The sequence below is a fragment of the Novosphingobium sp. UBA6272 genome (assembly GCF_002440635.1).
GTDB lineage: Bacteria > Pseudomonadota > Alphaproteobacteria > Sphingomonadales > Sphingomonadaceae > Novosphingobium.
On the sequence record NZ_DJUW01000015.1, the window covers coordinates 73,360 to 92,620 of the forward strand.

Below are 19,261 nucleotides of genomic sequence, written 5' to 3' on the forward strand. Positions count from 1 at the left end.
TGGAACGGCGCGCGGCACGCACGCCGCCGGAAAATAGCCGCCGCACTGCCATTGCGGCCGCGCCGCAGCCGGTCTCTTGGATCGCCCTAAAGAAGGCCGGGTGGGCCCGGCATGGCTGCACGGATCTGCCCATGCCGAGGGCCATCATCCCGATCCCGTCTCGGCCCAGCTCAGCGACGATGAAACCGTGCCCGGTCGGCCTCGTGCAACTGATCGACAGTCCGTTCACCCAGCGCCGATGGTCCATGCTGCCGCAGGTCGTCGTTGAGATCGCCCAGCGCAGGCGTGAGTGGGAGCAGCTCGATCCCTGCTGCCTGTGTCCGCTCGCCCAGGATCGCATAGGCCGTGTCTCCGGCAGCGTCGCGGTCGCGGGCGATATAGAGACGGCGGAGTGACGGGGGGAACAGGATGGCGGCCAAGTGCGACGAAGAGGTGGCTGCGGCCAGTGGAAAAGTCGGCAAGACTTCACGCAAGGACAGCATGGTCTCGATGCCCTCGCCTGCGGCCATGACATCCTGCGCCTGCCTGAACCGGATGGCATTTCCAAGGATATTGCCCATTGCCCGGCGCGGCGATGCAACTGCGGCTTTCATGCTGCCGGTTGGATCGAGCCAGGTGCGATGTGCGCCGGTCTGGGTGCCGTCATCGTCGGTGACCGAAGCAATCAGAGCTGCAAATGCACCAGGCGTTCCGGGCACATCGTCGTCATTGGGGCGATAGTAGCAGCGGGGGTGGAATCGCAATACTGGCAGGTCGGCGAGATGAGTGATGCCGCGTGATTGCAGGTAGGTCGCCGCCAGCGTGCCGATGATGGGCCTGGAAGCTGCGAACAGTCGCCTTGCGGCCGTGGGCGATCCTGCGCGTGCGGGTGGACCGGACGAGTGCTTCCGCTCTTCATCGTCAGTCGAGGGTGGAAGCGACAGGAAGCGCTCGGCCTCGTCGATGGTCTCGGCAAGTCGTCCGTGGCGCTGGTTGAGCCGGATCAGGTCGATGAGATCACCGTGTTCGCCGGTCGCCGCATCGACCCAGTTGCCGATCGCGCCGCGCTCGGTCTCGAACAGTCGGACATAGAGGCTGCGCCCCGGTGACCCGGCGACATTACCGACCATCCAGTATCGTCCCTCTCGCCGACCGGCGGGGAGATAGTGGCGGCAAACGGCCTGCGCGTTCTGGGCGAGCCGCTCTGACAGGTCTGCCGCGCGCGTGGAAATCCTGCCCATGTCAGGCAGCCTTGCGGTCAAGGACGCGCGCGAGCGGATGGCGTTCGAACAGGCGTTCGAGCACCTGACATCCTGCCACTTTGTCGTCAGGGACGAACAAGCGCAGCTTCCAGCTGACGATCTCTGAGAACAGCCCCATCGCCTTCAGCCGGTCGACCGCTGTCGATGCAAACCCGGTCAGTTCGATGCGGTTCACCTGCATCAACCGCGAGCGGCGCAGTTGCAGGCCATCGGCGAGATCAAGCACGGTATGCCCTTCACGCAGCAGTGCGAGGGCCTGCGGCGGTGACAGTTCGGGCGCTTCAGTGCTGACTGCGGCGCTTGCTGCCCATGCCGGTGACACCCTCCGTCCGACAATGCTCATGCCATCGTCGGTCTGGAGCCGGTAGACGCGGGTCGATTCCTCCGGCAGCCGCTTCCAGATCGGCAGCAGCAACCCAGTGACGATGTGCAGTTCGCTTGTCGTGAACTCCTCGACCTGCGCCACCTCGGCCTGCCAGGTTGCCGCGAAGTCCCGCTCGTCCACTTCCTCCCAGGCCGTTTCCGGCAAATGACTGAGCGCGAAGTTCAATCGCTCCATCGGCCGGATCAGGCGGACCCGTCGTTCAACCTCACCATCATCGAGCATGACGCTGCGTGCTGGAAGCTGGACAGCGGCGCGCTTCGATCGGGAGTTGACCAGCAGCCTCGCGCCTGGTTCGCGCCGCAGATCGAGCGCCTTCTCCAGCGCCAGCGGCTGATTGCGTTCGCGCATGGCGATGGTGAGCAGCCGGGTTTCGGCGCCGGTCGCGGGGTGGATATAGATCGGCTCGCACTTGGTGACGGCGAAGCTGTCGGCAGTGAGCGTTTCCAAACCTACATCGTAGCTGCCCGCTGCGATCGCGCTCCCGACTTTGGCGCCGAGCAACTGCTCGAACACCGTGAACAGCACGTTCTGCATCGCGATGGTGAGCGCCAGCAGCCGGTTGAGAAAGGTCGTGATCGGCGGCAGCTCGTCCTTGATGCAGCCGCTACCATCGGTCAGCGACAGCCCGGTCATCGCCTCGAAAGTCGCCAGCGAGCAGTGCTCGACCTTGCCCGCGTAGATCAGCAGGTAGAACTGTCTGAGAGCCGCGTGGGCATAGGGGCTTTCGAGATTGTCCTCAGGACGGAACAGCCCCTGGCCGCCGGTCTGGCGCTGGCCGCGGGTGATCGCGCCGAGCGTGTCGAGCCGCCGGGCGATGGTAGAAAGGAAGCGCTTTTCTGCCTGAACGTCGGTTGCGACCGGACGGAACAGCGGGGGCTGCGCCTGGTTGGTACGGTTGGTGCGTCCGAGTCCCTGGATCGCGGTGTCAGCCTTCCAGCCCGCTTCGAGCAGGTAGTGATGGCGGAGCCGTTGGTTCCGGCTCCCAAGATCCGCGTGATAGCTGCGCCCGGTGCCGCCGGCGTCGGAAAAGACGAGGATTGGCTTCTTGTCTTCCATAAACGCCTGCGCTTCGGCGAGATTGGCATGGGCGGGCCGGTTCTCGACGACGAACCGCTCACCGTCCGCATCGACTTTGCGCACGATGCGCCGCGAGCGGCCCGTGACCTCGGCGACCAAATCGCTGCCGAACCGCTGCACGATCTGGTCGAGCCCGCCTTGCACCGGCTCCATCGCGGCCAGCTTCTCGATCATTCGATCGCGTCGCTGACAGGCCTCGCGGCATTCGATCATATTCCCGGCATCGTCATAGGCCGGACGCGAAGCGAGGTTGCCATCGCCATCGGTGTAGGTCTCGTGGAGCTGGGTCGGGAAGCTGTGCTGCAAATAGTCCAGAACGTATTCTCGAGGCGTGACATCGCAGGAAATGTCGTTCCATTCGCCCGGATCGATCTCGGCCAAGCGGCGGGACAGCAGGGCTTCGCCAGTCGAAACGATCTGCACCACGGCGGCGTGGCCATCGGCAAGCCCGTGCTCGATCGCCCGGATCAGCGTCGGCGTCTTCATCGCGGTAATGAGGTGGTTGAAGAAGCGCTGCTTGGCGGATTCGAAGGCGGAGCGCGCCGCCGACTTGGCTTGGCGGTTGAGCGTGCCCTCGCTGCTGCTGGTCACGCCCGAAGCTTCAAGCGCCGCGTCGAGGTTGTTGTGTATGACCTGGAAGGCTCCGGCATAGGCGTCGTAAATCCGCACTTGGTCAGAGGTGAGTTTATGTTCGACGAGTTCGTACTCGACACCTTCGTAGGAGAGCGAACGGGCCGCATAGAGGCCAAGTGCCTTGAGGTCGCGGGCCAGCACTTCCATCGCCGCGACGCCGCCCGCCTCGATGGCCGCGACGAAATCGGTGCGTTTGTCGAACGGGAAATCCGCGCCGCCCCAAAGGCCGAGCCGCTGGGCATAGGCGAGGTTCTCGACCGTGGTTGCGCCGGTTGCCGAGACATAGAGCACGCGGGCATCTGGAAGCGCGTGTTGCAGGCGCAGTCCGGCACGGCCTTGCTGCGAGGGGGCGGAATCGCCCCGGTCTGACTTGCCGCCACCGGCATTCTGCATGGCATGGCTCTCGTCGAAGACAATGATCCCGTCGAAGTCGGTCCCAAGCCAATCGACGATCTGCTGAACCCGCGAAACCCGGTTCTCGCGCGCGTCGGAGCGTAGCGTGGCATAGGTCGTAAAAAGGATACCCTGCTCGAGACGGATCGGCGTGCCCTGTCGGAACCGGGCGAGCGGCTGGATCAGCAGGGGCTCCTGCCCAAGTGCGCGCCAATCGCGCTGGGCGTCTTCGAGCAGTTTGTCCGACTTCGAAATCCAGACCGCACGGCGGCGGCCCTTGAGCCAGTTGTCGAGCAGCACACCAGCGACCTGTCGTCCCTTGCCCGCTCCGGTGCCATCGCCAAGGAACCAGCCCCTGCGGAAGCGGACGGCGGTATCGCAATCGTCGGGTGCGGTTTCGACCTTGTCGTATGTGCCATCGACGGCCCAGTTCCCCGCCAAGTGGGCCGAATGGGCTTCACCCGCATAGATAACGGATTCGAGCTGGGCGTCGGAGAGTAGACCCTGTTCGACCAGGCCCTCGGGCAGGTGAGGCCGGTAGCTGGGCTTGGGCGGCGCGACCGATGCCATGGCGGCGGACTGGACGAGACGGGTCGGGTGCGGTTGCGCGCCGGGGATGCGCAGCGATTGCAGCGCATAGGGTTCGTAGAGCGCGTCGTTCAGCTGGCTATTCGCGGTCGCGGTCCAGTCGGCGATCTCGTAATCCAGCACGGCTCCGGCAGGTTCAACCGACGGCACGGCGACCAGGCGAGGTTTGGGTGCTGCGGCGCGGCGACTGGTGCTGACCGCCGTTCCTGAAGGTGCGATGGCGGGCGACACGGCTGCTGGTGCCCGCGCTGGCAGTGCATCGACCAGCATTCGCAGCATGCTTGGCAGATCGGTGGCCATCTCGTGCGATGGGGGAAAGCAGAGGACATCGTCTGCAGGCACCTTGTCGATCACCGTCAGTCGGGTCTCGAAGGTCGTCCCGTGACTGGCGTAGATGCTGCCTGCGATCGGCGCGGTGAACGCGATGCGCGCTGTTTCCTGCAACCGAACGAAGCTGCCCTGCCAGGCCGCATGATCTGGCGCGCAGCTGCTCCCCGTGATCGCAACGAGCCGTCCACCCTCGGCAAGCCGGGCCAAGGCCGATGCAATGTGCCGGAAAGCCGCATCGGCAACGCGGGTCTCGACGCCCAGCGCGGCCGAAAACGGTGGGTTCATCACGATGCAACTGGGCGCAAAGCTGGGATCGAGCCGGTCGTGGATCTGCGCCGCATCGTGGTTAGTGATGTTTGCGTCGCCGAACAGGGACTTGAGCAATGCGTGCCGCGTGTCGGCGACTTCATTGAGGGCAAGCCGTGCGCCGCACAGTTCGGCCTGGATGGCGAGCAGTCCCGTGCCCGCCGATGGTTCGAGCACCAGTTCGCCGGGCTGGACGGCGGCAGCAAAGCCCGCGACCCAGGCGAGGCCAAGCGGCGTCGAGAACTGCTGGTATTGCACCATGTCCTCGCTGCGCCGGGTTTGGGTGGGTGCAAGTCGGGCAATCCGCTCGACCAGTTTCAGCCGTTCGAACGGATCGGTCGTCCTGGCATGGATCGCAGGGCCATAGCGCCGCATGAACAGCAACTGGGCGACCTCGACCGCTTCGTAGGCGGTCTTCCAGTCCCAGGCGCCGCCGGCATCGCTGCCTCGAAATGCCGATTGCATCGCGGTGCGGATGGCGTTGCTGTCGATCCGGCGACCGGCGGCAAGGTGGCCGAGCAAGTCCTGGGCGGCTTCGATGATGAAATGGGCAGTCTGCTCCGGACGAGCGGAAGCAAGCGAGCGCACGGCGGCACCCGCCAAAGGCGAGTTGGTCATGGATTTGATCCTTCGATTGGAGGTGTGGAGAGGCCTGCCAGCGTTCAGGCGGGCGGAATGTAGGCCTCATAGGGGTTGCCCGGAGCGAGATGACCGAACGGCGTCATCACGTAATCGCCCACATCTTCATCGGTGCCACGGCCGACGGCGCACAGGACGTAGCGGGTCTCGCCGCTGCCGACCTCGGTGCATTCCATCAGCGCCAGGTTGCCGTCCTTGGCAGCCCTGAGAAGAGTGTTGAAATTAGTGCGGGCATAGTCAGGAATCGCCATGATGGATCTCCCCCTCGGCCGCGGCTTCTTTGTAGAAGCGGTCGAACAGCATGTGGGTCGATTCCGACCGGATCTTGTCTGCAGTGATCAGCATGGCGAGCCCGCCAAAGCCATCGGGACGCATCTTCGAGCAGGTGAACGCCATCGTGACCGTCAGTTCCTGCAAATCGGGCGCGCGGCGCACGATATCCTGCAGCACGTCGGGCCAGAGGTCACCGGCCATATCGAGCTCGATTTCCTCGGCGCCCTGGATCGCCTCTGCGTGTTCATCGAGCAGCTTGGCGACCAATCGGCTTGAGGAATGGTCGGCGGTTTCGAGTGCTTCGCGCAGTTCCGCCGGATCGAAACAGACCAGGTCGCTCGCACCATCCTCGCTGTAATAATAGGCGATGCCGTTCTCGACGTCCTCGTTGAAGACTTGGGCGAGGAACATCGCCTCTACCGGCAGAATTGCGGAGACCGGGATCACCGGATCGACGACAGTGGGCGTGTAATAATCGGCCATGACATGGCTCATTGATGGCAATGCGCCCCAGCTTGCGGCCGGGGCGTCGGGTTGATTGAAACGAGTGGTGGTCTGGCGATCAGGCCGCGACAGCCTCGAAGGGGTCGACCAGCTTGTGGATCGGTTGCGCGCGGCCCATCCAGGGTTCCGGCCGGATGCAGCGCACCCAGTCGGCAAAGCTCGGGATGAAGCCCAGGTCCTCGATCACATGGCGTTCGCCGATCAGCCTCACCGGAACGACGCGCCCCGACGACACCGTGATCGTCGCGCCGAAGAAGCGTTCGAGCATGAAGATGCCCTCGGCATGGTGGCGCAATGCCCGGTGGCGGAAATCGGCGGTGATCGACTTGGATTCGTCGAACCATTGATGGAGTGCGAGATAGTCGTTCGGCTCGCCGCCCCATTGCCGCACGCTTGAGAGCGCATGGTGATAACAATGTCCCATCGTCGCCTCCCTCACCATTCGTGCGTGTAAAGTTCGGACGAGGTGAAGCGCTCGTTGTGTTCGAGCGTAATCTTCCGCGTCGCGACGTCGAAGGTGAACTCGCCGTAGGCGCCGTCGTTGTTCTCCCACCCGCCATGCTCGCTTTCGAGTAGGTCATAGGCGAGGGATTCTATGGCATCCTCGATTGGTTCAGGCGCTTCAGTGTCGGGAATGCCAGGCCCGCTGTCTGACGCAGGCAGCACGAGGCCCTTCAATTCAACCTGCCCGTGCTCATCGAAAGCGATGATGTCCTCGATCTGGCCGCTGTCGCCACAGCCGTCGAAATTGACGGTCACGCGGACAATGCCGTGCGATGCGAGGGTGTCGAACAGGCGGGTCTTGAGCGCAGCCATTTCCTCGGCAAATTCCGCGCGGCGCTTGGCGACTTCGATGAGCCATGCTTCATGGTCGAAGCGATAAGGCGTGACGTTAGGTTCCGGGAGGGCCGGTTGGTCGGTGGTCATGTCGATTTCCTTCGGAATTGGGTCGCTAAGGCGCAGCGACTGATGTGTCAGAGATTGGCGGGTTGCGGGGCGACCGGAGCCGCCCCGCGCGCCGGTTCATTCAGCTGCGATCGCCATCGGATCGAACTCGCCATCCTCATCGTTGAGGAAGTCGGGCAGGTCAGTGTCGGGCGCTTCCTGCTCGGCAACTTCGATAACCGGTAGCCGCAGCGGTTCGGGGAGCCAGCCCGTGCCTTCTAGCAGCCGTTCGGCCTCGCGGGCCATGTCGCCCTTCTTGAGGTGCTCGATCAGCACGGCGGTGGCATCGCCCCTGGTTTCGCGCACGGCTTCGATGATGCGGGGCTTGGTCACGCGGCCGAGGTAGTTGTCGACGGTGGGCGTCCAGCCCGCTTCGGCCATGTCGAGCCCGACGACGGACGCCAGGGCGTCGGCCGCAGCGATCCTGCAGGCAATGCCGTGTGCCGAAATCTGCCCGCCGTAGCCCTTGACCGGTTCGAACAGCGCATTGACGCCGAGCGAGACGCAGTGGGCGAGCAGCGCCATTTGGTCTTCATGCGCCAGCGCCGCCAGCGCGTCCCACAGCGCACCCGGCTCGTCAGGCAGGCGCGCCGCCCATTGCTCGTGCCGTTCCTGGATCGCCAGGCTCCACGGCGTTTCCCGCAGATCCGGGGCGACATTGCCGAGCCAGGCCTGGGTGACGCCGATCTGCACGCAGCCGTGGGTGCCGTGCGAACGGAACACCGACAGGGTGAGCGCGTGGAGAACAGCAATAAACGCCGCCCCCGCATCCTGGGCAAGAGCATTGCGCAGCGCCACCGTGCGCACCGCCGTCAGTTCGGAGACAAGCCGGTCGGGCAGCGGTCGGATGGCATCGTCCTCGTCGTCCGCCTGATGCTCATCCTGGACCTGCCCGCCCACGCTGATCGCCGGGCCAGTTCCCTGCTGGCCAGCTTCAGCATCGACCGGCACGACTTCGCCCTCGACAACTGGCTCGTCCTCGGGCCGGACATAGCCGCGATCGATTCGCAGCCGCCCGTCATGTGCCAGCGAGACGAACACGCCGGCGCGTGCCTGTTCCTCCGCATCGAAGGTCACAGGTCGGCAGTTCAATGTCGTCAGTTCGGCGTCGATCTCGGCCAGTCGGGTATCGACTTCATCGGGCAGGTCGCAGCCATCGCGGTATTCGTCACCGATGGCATCGTATTCCTCGACCAGTGCATCGAGCCGCGCCTGTTCCTCGTCGGTCAGGGGAACCGTCGTGCCGGTGATCCGGCGCTTGCCGCGCTCGCAGCCGTAGGGCAGGTCGATGGCGGCCTCGACCCACTTCCAGCCCTCGGCGCCGACTTCCTGTGCCGCTTCGTTGAGCTTCTCGTTCACCAGCAGTTCGACCAAGGCCGGATCCTGCAACCAGCCATCATCGTCGGTCGAGAACAGGTCTCGCATCACATAGCCGCCGGCTTCGGTGTAAGCGTCAATACCGATGAACCGCACGCGGCGGTCGCTGGCGGCAATGGCCTGTTCGGTCAGCAGACGGCGGATGTGATAGGCGGGAACGTGTTGGCCCTGGTTGACCTGTTCCCATACCTGCTCCTGCCGCGCATGGTTGTCGGTGACCGAGAAAGCCATGAGCTGTTCGAGCGACATGCCGTCCTCGCCATAGACGGCGAGCAGACTGGGCGCGACCGAAGCAAGCCGTAGGCGCTGGCGCACGGTCGAAACCGAGACGAAGAACCGGGCCGCAATGTCCTCCTCGGACAGACCTGCCTCGACCAGCGCGCTGAAGGCGCGGAACTGGTCGAGCGGATGGAGCCCCTCGCGCATGACGTTTTCGGCGAGCGAGTCTTCCTCCGCGATGCCGGCCTCGCGCACCACGCAGGGGACCGGCTGGTCCTTGGCCATCCGCTTCGACTTCACCAGCAGTTCGAGAGCGCGGAAGCGGCGGCCACCGGCGGGAACCTCGAACTGGCCGGTTTCCTTGCCATCATCGTCCACCATGGCGCGGACGTTGAGGCTCTGGAGCAGGGTGCGACGGTAGATGTCTTCGGCGAGATCCTCGATCGAGAGGCCCGCTTTCAAGCGACGCACATTCTTCTGGCTCAGCACTAGCTGGGAAAAGGGAATGTCGCGCGAGGAACTGAGCACGAGCTTGGGAAGGGACTTCGACATGGCAATTCTCCATGACGGGCGGTCCGGGAGCCTCTCTCCCGAACCTCCACCCGTCACGAAGCGAAGCGCCGCCCTCTCACTCTGAGAAGGCAGCGCAACGCTTGAGCAATGCCGGGATGACCCAAGCTCAGTGGACCCGGTCGAGCAGCTTCTTCGCCTTGCCCTCCATGTCGAGCCGGGCGTCCTGGTGGGTCTTATCGCGAGCAAGCGCGGTGATCCCCTGCACGAAATCGAAGATCGATTCCGGCGGTCGCCCTTCCTCGGCGAGCACGGTCTCGATGATCTTGCCGGTTTCGGCCTTCGAGAAGCCGCGCGCCCGCAGGAAGTCGCTGCGATCTTCGTCGGTGCGGGCAACGATCCGCTCGCGCGCCGCCTTGATGCCATTGACGAAGGGCAGCGGGGAGGAGTCGGCGAAGCCTTCCAGCGCCGGCGCTGCTTCGTGGGCGAAGCGGTTTGCGGCATACTTGCTATGCCGGATGGAGATTTCCTCGAAATCCTCCACGCCCCACAGGTTCCGGTTCTGGCATACGGCGCGGAGGTAGAAGCTCGCCATGCCCAGCGTCTTGGCCCCAACCTCGGAGTTCCAGCAGTAGAACCCGCGGAAGAAGAGATCGGGTGATCCGTCGGGCAGGCGCCCGGCTTCGATCGGGTTGAGATCGTCGACCAGGAACAGGAAGACGTCGCGGTCCGAGGCGTAGAGCGTGGTCGTATCCTTCGATATATCGACCCGCGGATTGTAGATCCCGGTCGACCAGTCGAGCACGCCCGGCACTTTCCAGCGGGTGTCGCCGGTGCCGTTTCCGGCGATCTTCTGCACGGCTTCGACCAGTTCGTGGTCGTAGATGCGGCCATAATCGGGGCCGGTGACGGCGCGCAGTTCGACACGGCCCCCGGAACCAGCATCGCCGGTTTCCAGGGTCTTGATCTGCTCGGTCCGGTTCGAGGTCAGGCCGTACTGCAGGTTGATTGCCGCCAGTGGTGCCGGAAGCTGGCGGAGGTAAGCCGCAGGCGCGCCGACCTGGCTTGCGAGCTGGCCGAAGCTCCAGTGGGTCGGCGTCACCGGTGCATCCGCACCGGGCAGCACCAGTGCCAGGCGTTCGGGATCGTTGCGGTTTGCTTCGACGTGGATCAGCGCGCTTTCGACGACGCGGGTCCGGCTGCGCTCCGACCGCCCGCGAACCGAGCGGGCGAGATCGCCAAGCGAGAGAAAACGCTCATCGTCGGGCCGCGAGAACCACTCCGACGAAACCCGACCTACGCGCTCGCCGCGAGAAACGTCGACCTTGTAGCTGCCGCTGACGTCACGGCGCGCATCGAGAACCTGCATGTTCATGGGAAATCTCCATGACGGGCGGCCGGGAGCCTCTCTCTCGACCCTCATCCCGTCACGGCGAAGCCCGCCATCCTCTCACTCTCCCGTGCTCCCACTACAGGTCGCACGAGCGGCCAGCGAATTTGCCACGACCAGAAATCGCACCCTGAAGTGAGGCGGGGATTCCCGACGTTGCGCATGCAGGCGGCAAGACGGGGCTTGTCGGCTTTCCGAGCCTGCGCATGAAACCATGACCGCCGGTTCAATGTGCGTGCGGGGCCTGCCCCATCGAACGCCGCGCCCGCAGGAGCGCGCCGGAAGGGCGTGCGGGACCGAGCGCGTCAACAGCCCCGCTCCGCTTCACGGGGCGTTGCGGGGTGTCCCCGCAGAAGGGGTAGACGGAGATTGCGTAGCGGCTCCGGCTCAGGGGAAAGCTTTCCCCTCCGTTTGGGGATTTCGTTCCTGTTATGTTTGCCTTCTTGTGTCATTCAATTATGGTTGCCCAATGACAAGTCGGCCCAATCTTCCCTCATCGCTCGAAGCCATACGCACGAGTCTTCAGGCCAGGGCGATTCTCGATGTGCTTGCCAAAGAAGGCGGAGCGAACAGCAGGTTGCTGGAGACATGGCTCGCTACGATTGGCCTCGCGGCGGCGAGCCGCGCCATGGCCGATCTACTGGATCGCCTTGAAAAGGACGGGCTGGTTCGACTGGAGCAGGTCGACACTTACCGCGTGGTTCGAATTCGGCGATTTGGAGGTGAAGTCGCATCCGGTCTTGAGGCCTTGGACTGGATTGCCAAGCCCGAACTCCCTGAATGATGTGATCGTGAGCCGTCATCAGCGCACCATCCTGATCGCCGATTTCGAGCTGCCTCGAGGTGCGGTCACCATCGAGCAGTTGATGGCAATGCCCCGCGCCGGATGGGGACACCTGCGATCACAGATCAACGTGCGGCGACGCGAGGAACGTTCCAGACCGTTAGCTCGGTGCAGGATTTGCGAGGGCGGCGTTTTCATCAGGGTGCAAGCGACCAGGGATGGACACATCCCGATGTACGCGCACTACCCGGAAGCGGACAGGGAGTGCCCCTGGTACGAAGGTAATAGTCTGCGCCCCGATGACGCTCGAGCGGCTCAATACCAGGGTCATCAGGAATCCGCGCTGCACCGCCGACTCTGCTCAACAATCGAGCAACTGGTCAAAGCCGATCCGCGTTGCACGCACACTGCCGTGAACACATACTTGCGCCCCGAAATCCACAAACGTGGTCGCTGGCCGGATGTCTACGCTGACCTGAGCGACCTCGGGCGCTTTGCGCTTGAAGTGCAGCTGTCGAAGCCGTTTGCACCGGAAATCGCGGCCCGCCATGTCCATTATGATGCCGAAGGCGTCGCCCTGGTATGGATATTCAACTCCCTTGAAGACCCTATGCCACAAGGATTCCATGATGTCGTCGTCATGCAGCGCGGCAATGCTTTCGTTTTCGACGACGAGGCAGAGGCGGCATCGATCGAGCGTGGGACGCTGGTCCTGAAATGCTTCCTGGAAGATGGTCTTGGCGGCTGGCGTGAGCCGAGAATGATCGGACTGGATGAGTTGCAGACGGGCGCAGGACGGTCAGCCTTTGTGGAGGACTGTCGGTCAGAGGCCTTGAAACAGCGTTGCAAGCAGCATCGGTCGCGTTGGTGGGATGCCATGAAAAAGGCTGGCAAGGAACGGCCGAACTCGCCGGAATACAGCGAACACCATGAAGATGGCTGGGCCGACATGAAGGCCGCTGTTCCCGGTCTGTGGCAGTGGGAGCGAGATTTTTGGACAGAGCGGTCCCACCGTGCCCGAGCCCATACCGCAGTGCTCTACGCGATCTTGTGTTCGATTGCGCACAGCGCGGAGGCCGGGCGACCTATCCTTCATATCACCAAGTTCTCCGGCGACAGCGCTGTGTTGTCGATGCTGAACAGCAAGCTCAGTGGGGCGGATTTCAAACATTGCGCCAGCCTGATCGAGACCTTCGTTCGAGCAACGGCATTGTCGGATTTGCTCGAAAAGCCCTCGCTCAAGCGGATAATCGCAGAAGCTCAGGCGACGGACGTTCAGGTCAATGAGGATCATCCGCTGTGGCGAGCCATGGCACGCCTGTTCCCGGAAGTGCTGGATGGCCTGGTCAGGGCGGAGCTTGACGATCTGGGGCAGTTGCCATGTTGGGCATCTCCAAGCGCCAAAGTGCCGATCGTCGACCTGGCGGCCGCGCAATGAAGCCGCTGTTCTCGCAGGCGGAACTCGAAGCGATCGCCGGTGCGCTCGGCGATACCGACACAGGCTTGAAGGGCGCGGAGATCGAACTGCTGATTGCCACGTGCGGCATGATCGATCCTGGACCGATCACCAAGCGCACAAGAATCTACAACGCATTTGCGGACAGCCAGAACCAGAGACGGGATCGCACACGGGTACTCGGGTTCATTCGGCATGCCATGAAGCCGGCGCGCTATATTCGCGAACCCGAGCGCTTCGAGCCGATGCGGACAAAATTGAACTTCGCATTGGCGTTTGCCGGGCTAGTCGTATCCGAGGCCGGCGCACTCGAATCCGTCCCTGTCGCAACGACACTGACCGAAGCCCAGCGCCGGGCAAACGAATTGCGGTGCGACCTTGAAACGCGAGGTGTCCATGCGGATGTGCTCGTTTTCTGCCGCGCCGAACTGGTGGCGGACGACTATTTTCATGCGGTTCAGGAGGCCGTGAAGAGCGTCGCGGCAAAGATGCGAACGAAGACCGGCTTGACCGATGATGGTGCGACGCTGGTGGATCGCGCCCTATGCGGGACTCCTCCAATGATCGCGATCAACCCGCTTTCAAGCGAAAGCGAACGGGGCGAACAACGCGGCTTCGCTAATCTCGTGAAGGGAACTTTCGGCATGTTCCGCAATCCGACGGCCCACGAGCCCCGTATTTGTTGGCCGATATCCAAGGGGGACGCGCAGGACCTTTTGACGCTGGTTTCGCTGATCCATCGCCGTCTCGATGCGAGTTATATGCCTGCTCGCGGATAGACCATGAGTAGCCCCGCGTAACATTGACCGTTTCGTAGAGGCTGTAGTCGGAGACAGCGCAGAGCCTAGAGGAAGGCTTTCCCCTGTTATACCAGAGATCCGGTCAAGACCGGGTCGTCGCAGTGCGGACAGGTTCGAAAAGGGTTTTGTCGAACGATCTTGCTATAGAACGGGTCTGTGATCGCGCTTGGGTGGGTATGTCCTGCGATCCATTCAGGTGGAATGTCACGGCGCAATACAAAAGAAAAATCGAGTTCTGGAACAAGGTTATCCCTGGTCGCCATCTGACGGCTCCATTCACGAAGCAGGCACCAGGCAAGTTCCTTGCGGGTTTCAGGCGCGATTGCGCTCAACGGGAGATGCACTTCGATGATCGTCGGCGCGCCATGCATTCTGAGGGCGGCATGTGCTTCCCAGCCAAGTAGAACTTGAAGCCATTCACTACCGTAGAGAAGATAGTGCCCGCATCCATTGGGAAGTAACCTGTCGTCGGCGATGAGGTAGACCTGACCAGCGTCCCGATCTCGATCATCAAATGCAGCCAGGCGTGCTTCGATTTGGGGGCGAAGCATCGCAAGGCCGGGCAAATCGGCAACTAGGCCGCGGGCATGTTCAGCAAGAACGACCGGATCATTGCACTTGATGCCCTCAGCGTGGAACACTCCCGCGTCGACAGGTCTGCAACCGTGATAGGCGACTATCCGGGCTTCTTCGATCGCGGCCGCCAGATTTTCCGTCAGTTGTTCGGCATCCTCGCCAACCACTGAGCAGACTCTGTCTACCCATGCTGAATCATCAATGGCATCGATTGTCGTGCTCGGCGTAGCCAAAATGGTGCAAGCATCCGCAGTCAGTCGCGGCTCCAGCCATTTTGCCGTTCGTCCGATCCAGGTTGATTGCGCCTTCCATTCGAAGAGGGCGCCAGACCATGGGTTTACAGCTTGGATCGGATCTGGATTTGGCATCAATCTTCCCGCATCACCTTTTGGGCGACATAGGCGCAGTAGGAACAGAGCCCCTCGTCCAGCCCGTCCAGATAGTCCTGAATGCCGATCCCGGTGCCGCACCGGAAGCATTCGGATCGATAGTCGAGTGGCTCGCTGCAATTTGCACAGCAATCCTCTCCCTCAACCAAGGTATGCCTGTCGCAAGCCGGGCACTGGTAGAGAGGACCGTCCTCCATTGCCTCCTTGTACCGAACATAGGCGCTGGAAGCGTAGAGGTCGTCGAGTGCTTGTTCGATGACATCGCCTGCTTCCGGCTTGGCGCCGCAGGTGCGGCATCGAAACTCGATGCAATCTTGCGCCTCATTATCTCCATCGACCTGCTCAATAAGTTCTGACTGACAACTCGGGCATCGCAGCCCTGCGCCAGCAACCGAGGGCGAGTGCCAGGCCACGTCCGCCAGTGTCTTCCGGGCTGCCTGCAATTCCTGATCGTAGAGATCCTTCGTCTCCAGCATGACTGTCCAGGCATTGCCAAGCAGCGCCAGCGGGTCCTCATCCAACTGACGGAAGAGTGAAGCCACGACCGGGAAGCCCTTGCTGATCGCGGCGCGAATGGCTGCCGCGGACTCGGACGTATAGTGATGCTCCATATCGTTGCGGATCTTGTTGAGGCTCTTGAGGGCGCTGTGGTCGATCGCAATGCCGAAGTCGCGGGCGCGATCGCCGATCTGCTGAAAATCAACCGTGGTGTGGCCGATCTGCTCCATTGCAATGCCGCCCCGACCATCGGGAATCGGCTTGAGCTTCGCACCGATGACGACGTTGGGGTCCGCCCCTGGTGCGGCACGAACCAGTGCTTCCTTGGCAAGCAGCAGCACGCCGGCATAAAAATTCCGCACAGCCGAAATGTCGCGATCATGGTCCTGCTGCTGAAAGTCTTCGACGCCCATGCGGATCGAAGCGACGGCATTAGCAAATAACGATGACAAGCGGCTCTCCCTGCGCAGCGAATATCAAAGGACCATCCGCTGTCCCGCAATAAATTCAAGCCGGAAGTGCGGATCCAATCGAGTTGTTGGGCTATTGTCCAGCGGCAATTCTGAACTGCTCGATTGTCAATGGCGGCAGCCCGTAGGCTTCGGCCATCGCATTGAAGACCTCTCGAACCGCGGCGGCCACCGTGTCCTCGTTGATCTCGGCAAGTTCGATTTCTCGTTCGACCCTGCCTTCGAGGGCGAACGCGCCGCCGTCGCTTCCAAAGCGATTCGGCCAACTTGTCTCGGATAGACCTTCTGCACCCAACCGAAAGCGCCATGGTCCTTTTCCGCCAAGGGCCATAGCGACGCGAGCATTGCCGGCGATCCAGCCAGACCATCGCTGAATCGCATATTGTGTTGCGAACACCGACTTCGCGCTGCCGCTGTTGAAGAAACTCGAGGCAACACCCCAAAGTTCACCGGTGTCCTTGAACCAGCGGGTTGCGGTCGGCGTCACGCCGCTTTCCCGAACAGTCTCGCTTGAACGAAAAATGAGGAAGCCGCCGGTCGTAGAACCGTAGTCCATACCGCTGCAGCGACCGAGTGGAAGAGGATGGCCCGTCGGGCTATCAATGATTGCTGCCCAATTGTCCGCGCAGACCCAAACCGTTGGAAGAAGCCTTGCGAATCCGAACGGCGCCCCCTCGGGTCGAATTTTGGCGCCTTCGCCGTAACCAAGGTTTACGGGTAACGGGGTGCCTCCGTCTTTCCAGATGCCCGGAATATCAGGCTCTGAATCTTTCCAGTCGTTGCGCTCGATTGCAGCTTGGCCTGCAGCCTGAAGCGACGCACGGATACGCCGTTCGAGTTCAGACGAAACATCAGTGCGCACCTTGCGTAGCTCGACAGTGGGCGCACCGATTGGCAAGTGGAACGCGACCGGGCCGCGGCGATGCCGCATGTCGAAGGGCAGGTCCTCGGGCTTGGCACCTGTCAGTGCCGTATTCCACACCGTGATAACGCGCTCGGTTCCCAGGGCGCGTTTGGCGTAGCCAAGCTCGATCAATACATTCGGGTTAGCGACGTGCTTTCCGCCATCAGTTACAGCAATTGGAGTGACGTCAGCGATGAAGACCGCTGCCGCCTCGATCTTTGCCAGGATCGACGCCACGATATCTGGCGAACCGGGCATGTCTTTGGTGTCGTGATCGATCTCCGGTCGATCAGCCTCCTCCAGGTCGACCGCGATGCGGTCCAGCGCCGCGATCAGTGCGTCACGAATCAGGCTTCTGGTCTCGCGGGACGGTTGGTCACTTTGCCAGGACCAGAATACAGTTTGTGCCACGGGCTGGTCCTGATTCCATAACGTCGCAAAGGTGCTCCCCCATTTGGGTCAAGCTTCCTGGGCCGTTCAGACCTTGTCACCGAAGATCGACACCACGTTGGACTGCTGCCTGAACTCATCCTTCAGGACCGGTGCCGCCCTACGCTCACTGATTCCTGAAAGTGCGCCTGGTTCCAGGTCCGCCAGCTCTTCGAGGTCGGCGACGGGAAGTGGCAGAGCTTTTAGAATTTGGCTCGCCGATTGCACCCCTTCTTCCATCAGCATTTCAAAACTGCGGCGGATGAGCTGGGGTTCCTCGACTTCGAGCTTGCCGTCCAACGGCTCGCCGGTTCTCCATCCCCTGCGATTGTAGTTGATCCAAAGACGGCGAGCATCGTCGTCGTCGATAAGATCCAGCTGTTTGCTGCGCATGATCATGGCACCGACAGAAGCACCCCAGCGCTCCTTCAGCGTCAGGAAGCCGTCCAGCGACGGTGCATATAGCTCGCCCGTGAAATCAGCCTCCGGCAGAAGCATGGCGGATGCGATTTGATCGGCCTGCTTTTCGACCGCCTTGTAGAAGGCACGGTCATTCAGCCGCCGCTGCGGGATGTTGGCATGGCAAACGATGTGAACCAGTTCATGGAGCACGTCGAAACGCTGACGGCAGGCACTAGCCTTGTCACGCGAGAGGACGACGAAAGGAATTCCGAAGCGATCGGACCATTGCGAAAAGGCGTCGAGTTTGTCTGCGCGCACGTGAATCCGGGATACGAGAATGCCATTGTTTTCCAAAAGCTCGACCGTGTCCGGCATTGGGCCAGGACGAATGTCCCAGAACTCGCGGATTTCTTTAGCCACCCGCTCAACGAAATCGAAGCTGCCAAAACTCTCTTCAGAAAATTCGATTGTCGGAATGTTCAGAGCAGGAAGCTCGAAAAAGGAGGCCAGATAATCGACGAGTTCCTTCATCCATTCCAGACGCACTTCAGCCCGGTCGCGCGCAAGCGGCGGCGCTGATAGCCGAGCGCGCCAAAAGATCGGCCGCTCGTCGCGTTCCGGCGCAGGCCGCAGGAAATAGTCGTGTGGAAACTTGAGGGTGGCGGCGAGGTTGTGAACGACGTCCAGCTTGGGACTCTGCCTGTCATTCTCATATTTGGAGATCGACTGTACGCTAACGCCGACCATATCAGCGAGGTCGGTTGCGCTGATTCCCCGCGCCTTGCGCGCCTCGGTCAGACGCGCACCCACGAATCCCTGGGCGATGATGCTCATTTTTGGCCGTCCGTTCCGGTACCTTCATCATCCTTGGGCTTTTTCCAGCGCAGCGAACGCTTCGGCGCACTCTTCTTGGGCGCTTCAGGATAAGCCGCAAGAATCTCGGTGATGCTCAATTCGACTGCCCAAGCTTTGAAATCGCGTGCCGGCACGCAGAGCTGGATCGTCCCAAGCTTCTGCTCGTCCGCATTGAATCGTCGGCCAACCGGATTGTGGGCGATGACGCCATAGACGTTCGGCATGATGAATGCCCCGTCGGGTTCGTCACCGAGATCAAGGCGCGGCAGATCCATTGCATTGGCGAGGCGTTCGCGGAACTTGGCGGGCTGCGGCATCGAGCCGATAGCCTGGACGTAGGACTGGGTCATGGCGACCTCGTCCTTGAAGACATAGGCATGGCGGCGATTGTTCTGCACGATCAAGCTCATCGAATGCGACATGCCGTACTTGGCGGCGAGATCGATCAAGAGCTTTTCCATGCGAAAATGCCGTCGCTGGAGCAGGTCATCGATCTTCTGATCCGGCAGGACGTTGCGGTCGGTTGCTACATCTGCGAACACATCAGCATAGGTGATCTTCGACAATTCGCGCAGGTCGATCCAGAACTGGGCCGGCGTGTCCCGGACAATCATGGTGATTGCCGTTGCCCGAAGGCGTTCATAAGCGTCCATGCGAATCTGGCCCTTGGTCATTTTTCCTGCGAAGCACAAATTCGTTTAATCGTTAAAGAGTTTCGTGTCAACTGCTCGGACGTGGCGCAAGGCATGATCCGGCAGGGTTACCAGTGCGAGGTGATAACGCTGCGCTGGTCCCTCTCTCCCAAACTTAGATCCACGATGTGGCAGGTCCGAAATCCGTCTACATTTTTCGGACAAAGGCGATTTGGATCGTGTCCGAAGTTATGCT

At 62.1% G+C, this 19,261-nt stretch carries 16 protein-coding genes; 3 read left to right on the forward strand and 13 right to left on the reverse strand.

What is annotated here, in order from left to right; genetic code table 11:
* Window positions 1-170: 170 nt before the first annotated feature.
* From B2V17_RS07280 to B2V17_RS07315, 8 genes are all read right to left on the reverse strand, one after another.
* Entirely contained in the window at window positions 171-1,220 is a 1,050-nt protein-coding gene (locus B2V17_RS07280; protein ID WP_292996659.1) for a DUF7146 domain-containing protein, read from the reverse strand.
* Between the two features lies 1 nt (window position 1,221).
* On the reverse strand, window positions 1,222-5,571 hold the full coding sequence (locus B2V17_RS07285; protein WP_292996661.1) for a strawberry notch family protein: 4,350 nt from the start codon (window positions 5,569-5,571) through the stop codon (window positions 1,222-1,224).
* 44 nt (window positions 5,572-5,615) lie between these two features.
* Window positions 5,616-5,843 carry a DUF6117 family protein gene (locus B2V17_RS07290; RefSeq protein ID WP_292996663.1) on the reverse strand — a complete coding sequence of 76 codons (228 nt, stop codon included), beginning with the start codon at window positions 5,841-5,843 and terminating at the stop codon, window positions 5,616-5,618.
* On the reverse strand, window positions 5,830-6,348 hold the full coding sequence (locus B2V17_RS07295) for a hypothetical protein (protein WP_292996665.1): 519 nt from the start codon (window positions 6,346-6,348) through the stop codon (window positions 5,830-5,832). The genes B2V17_RS07290 and B2V17_RS07295 overlap by 14 nt, the downstream gene beginning before the upstream one ends.
* Window positions 6,349-6,427: 79 nt before the next feature.
* A complete protein-coding gene (locus B2V17_RS07300) occupies window positions 6,428-6,793 on the reverse strand; it encodes a DUF6915 family protein (protein ID WP_292996666.1) in 366 nt (121 codons plus the stop codon).
* 11 nt (window positions 6,794-6,804) lie between these two features.
* Window positions 6,805-7,296 carry a DUF6878 family protein gene (locus B2V17_RS07305; RefSeq protein WP_292996667.1) on the reverse strand — a complete coding sequence of 164 codons (492 nt, stop codon included), beginning with the start codon at window positions 7,294-7,296 and terminating at the stop codon, window positions 6,805-6,807.
* A gap of 96 nt (window positions 7,297-7,392) precedes the next feature.
* Window positions 7,393-9,462: a ParB/RepB/Spo0J family partition protein gene (locus B2V17_RS07310; protein WP_292996668.1), complete on the reverse strand. Its 2,070-nt coding sequence runs from the start codon at window positions 9,460-9,462 to the stop codon at window positions 7,393-7,395.
* Between the two features lie 127 nt (window positions 9,463-9,589).
* The gene (locus B2V17_RS07315; RefSeq protein WP_292996679.1) at window positions 9,590-10,795 is read right to left on the reverse strand and encodes a DUF932 domain-containing protein; all 1,206 of its coding nucleotides are present in this window, start codon (window positions 10,793-10,795) and stop codon (window positions 9,590-9,592) included.
* 460 nt (window positions 10,796-11,255) lie between these two features.
* Here B2V17_RS07315 and B2V17_RS07320 point away from each other — a divergent pair, with 460 nt between their 5' ends.
* The 3 genes from B2V17_RS07320 to B2V17_RS07330 are packed head-to-tail and all read left to right on the forward strand — an operon-like array spanning window position 11,256 to window position 13,829.
* A complete protein-coding gene (locus B2V17_RS07320) occupies window positions 11,256-11,594 on the forward strand; it encodes a hypothetical protein (protein ID WP_292996680.1) in 339 nt (112 codons plus the stop codon).
* Window positions 11,595-11,601: 7 nt separating this feature from the next.
* A complete protein-coding gene (locus B2V17_RS07325) occupies window positions 11,602-13,032 on the forward strand; it encodes a hypothetical protein (protein WP_292996681.1) in 1,431 nt (476 codons plus the stop codon).
* Entirely contained in the window at window positions 13,029-13,829 is an 801-nt protein-coding gene (locus B2V17_RS07330) for a TIGR02391 family protein (protein ID WP_292996682.1), read from the forward strand. The genes B2V17_RS07325 and B2V17_RS07330 overlap by 4 nt, the downstream gene beginning before the upstream one ends.
* Before the next feature lie 86 nt (window positions 13,830-13,915).
* Here the strand turns inward: B2V17_RS07330 and B2V17_RS07335 are convergent, their stop codons facing one another.
* The 5 genes from B2V17_RS07335 to B2V17_RS07355 all read right to left on the reverse strand — a co-directional run bounded on the left by B2V17_RS07335 (window position 13,916) and on the right by B2V17_RS07355 (window position 19,047).
* Complete coding sequence (locus B2V17_RS07335; protein ID WP_292996683.1) at window positions 13,916-14,794, reverse strand: hypothetical protein; 879 nt, start codon at window positions 14,792-14,794, stop codon at window positions 13,916-13,918.
* Window positions 14,794-15,726 (reverse strand): hypothetical protein, encoded by a 933-nt coding sequence (locus tag B2V17_RS07340; protein WP_292996684.1) that lies wholly within the window; start codon window positions 15,724-15,726, stop codon window positions 14,794-14,796. Before B2V17_RS07340 ends, B2V17_RS07335 begins: the two co-directional genes overlap by 1 nt.
* Before the next feature lie 130 nt (window positions 15,727-15,856).
* On the reverse strand, window positions 15,857-17,098 hold the full coding sequence (locus B2V17_RS07345; protein ID WP_292996685.1) for a hypothetical protein: 1,242 nt from the start codon (window positions 17,096-17,098) through the stop codon (window positions 15,857-15,859).
* Window positions 17,099-17,164: 66 nt separating this feature from the next.
* Window positions 17,165-18,352 (reverse strand): helix-turn-helix domain-containing protein, encoded by a 1,188-nt coding sequence (locus B2V17_RS07350; RefSeq protein WP_292996686.1) that lies wholly within the window; start codon window positions 18,350-18,352, stop codon window positions 17,165-17,167.
* Entirely contained in the window at window positions 18,349-19,047 is a 699-nt protein-coding gene (locus tag B2V17_RS07355; protein ID WP_292996687.1) for a hypothetical protein, read from the reverse strand. The genes B2V17_RS07350 and B2V17_RS07355 overlap by 4 nt, the downstream gene beginning before the upstream one ends.
* Between the last annotated feature and the right edge of the window lie 214 nt (window positions 19,048-19,261).

Bases quoted from the DNA above. Each gene is read 5' to 3' on its own strand.
- B2V17_RS07285 (WP_292996661.1), bottom strand. From the start codon at position 5,571: ATGACCAACTCGCCTTTGGCGGGTGCCGCCGTGCGCTCGCTTGCTTCC.
- B2V17_RS07350 (WP_292996686.1), bottom strand. From the start codon at position 18,352: ATGAGCATCATCGCCCAGGGATTCGTGGGTGCGCGTCTGACCGAGGCG.
- B2V17_RS07340 (WP_292996684.1), bottom strand. From the start codon at position 15,726: ATGGGCGTCGAAGACTTTCAGCAGCAGGACCATGATCGCGACATTTCG.
- B2V17_RS07355 (WP_292996687.1), bottom strand. From the start codon at position 19,047: ATGACCAAGGGCCAGATTCGCATGGACGCTTATGAACGCCTTCGGGCA.
- B2V17_RS07295 (WP_292996665.1), bottom strand. From the start codon at position 6,348: ATGGCCGATTATTACACGCCCACTGTCGTCGATCCGGTGATCCCGGTC.
- B2V17_RS07330 (WP_292996682.1), top strand. From the start codon at position 13,029: ATGAAGCCGCTGTTCTCGCAGGCGGAACTCGAAGCGATCGCCGGTGCG.
- B2V17_RS07315 (WP_292996679.1), bottom strand. From the start codon at position 10,795: ATGAACATGCAGGTTCTCGATGCGCGCCGTGACGTCAGCGGCAGCTAC.
- B2V17_RS07335 (WP_292996683.1), bottom strand. From the start codon at position 14,794: ATGCCAAATCCAGATCCGATCCAAGCTGTAAACCCATGGTCTGGCGCC.
- B2V17_RS07290 (WP_292996663.1), bottom strand. From the start codon at position 5,843: ATGGCGATTCCTGACTATGCCCGCACTAATTTCAACACTCTTCTCAGG.
- B2V17_RS07310 (WP_292996668.1), bottom strand. From the start codon at position 9,462: ATGTCGAAGTCCCTTCCCAAGCTCGTGCTCAGTTCCTCGCGCGACATT.
- B2V17_RS07280 (WP_292996659.1), bottom strand. From the start codon at position 1,220: ATGGGCAGGATTTCCACGCGCGCGGCAGACCTGTCAGAGCGGCTCGCC.
- B2V17_RS07300 (WP_292996666.1), bottom strand. From the start codon at position 6,793: ATGGGACATTGTTATCACCATGCGCTCTCAAGCGTGCGGCAATGGGGC.
- B2V17_RS07305 (WP_292996667.1), bottom strand. From the start codon at position 7,296: ATGACCACCGACCAACCGGCCCTCCCGGAACCTAACGTCACGCCTTAT.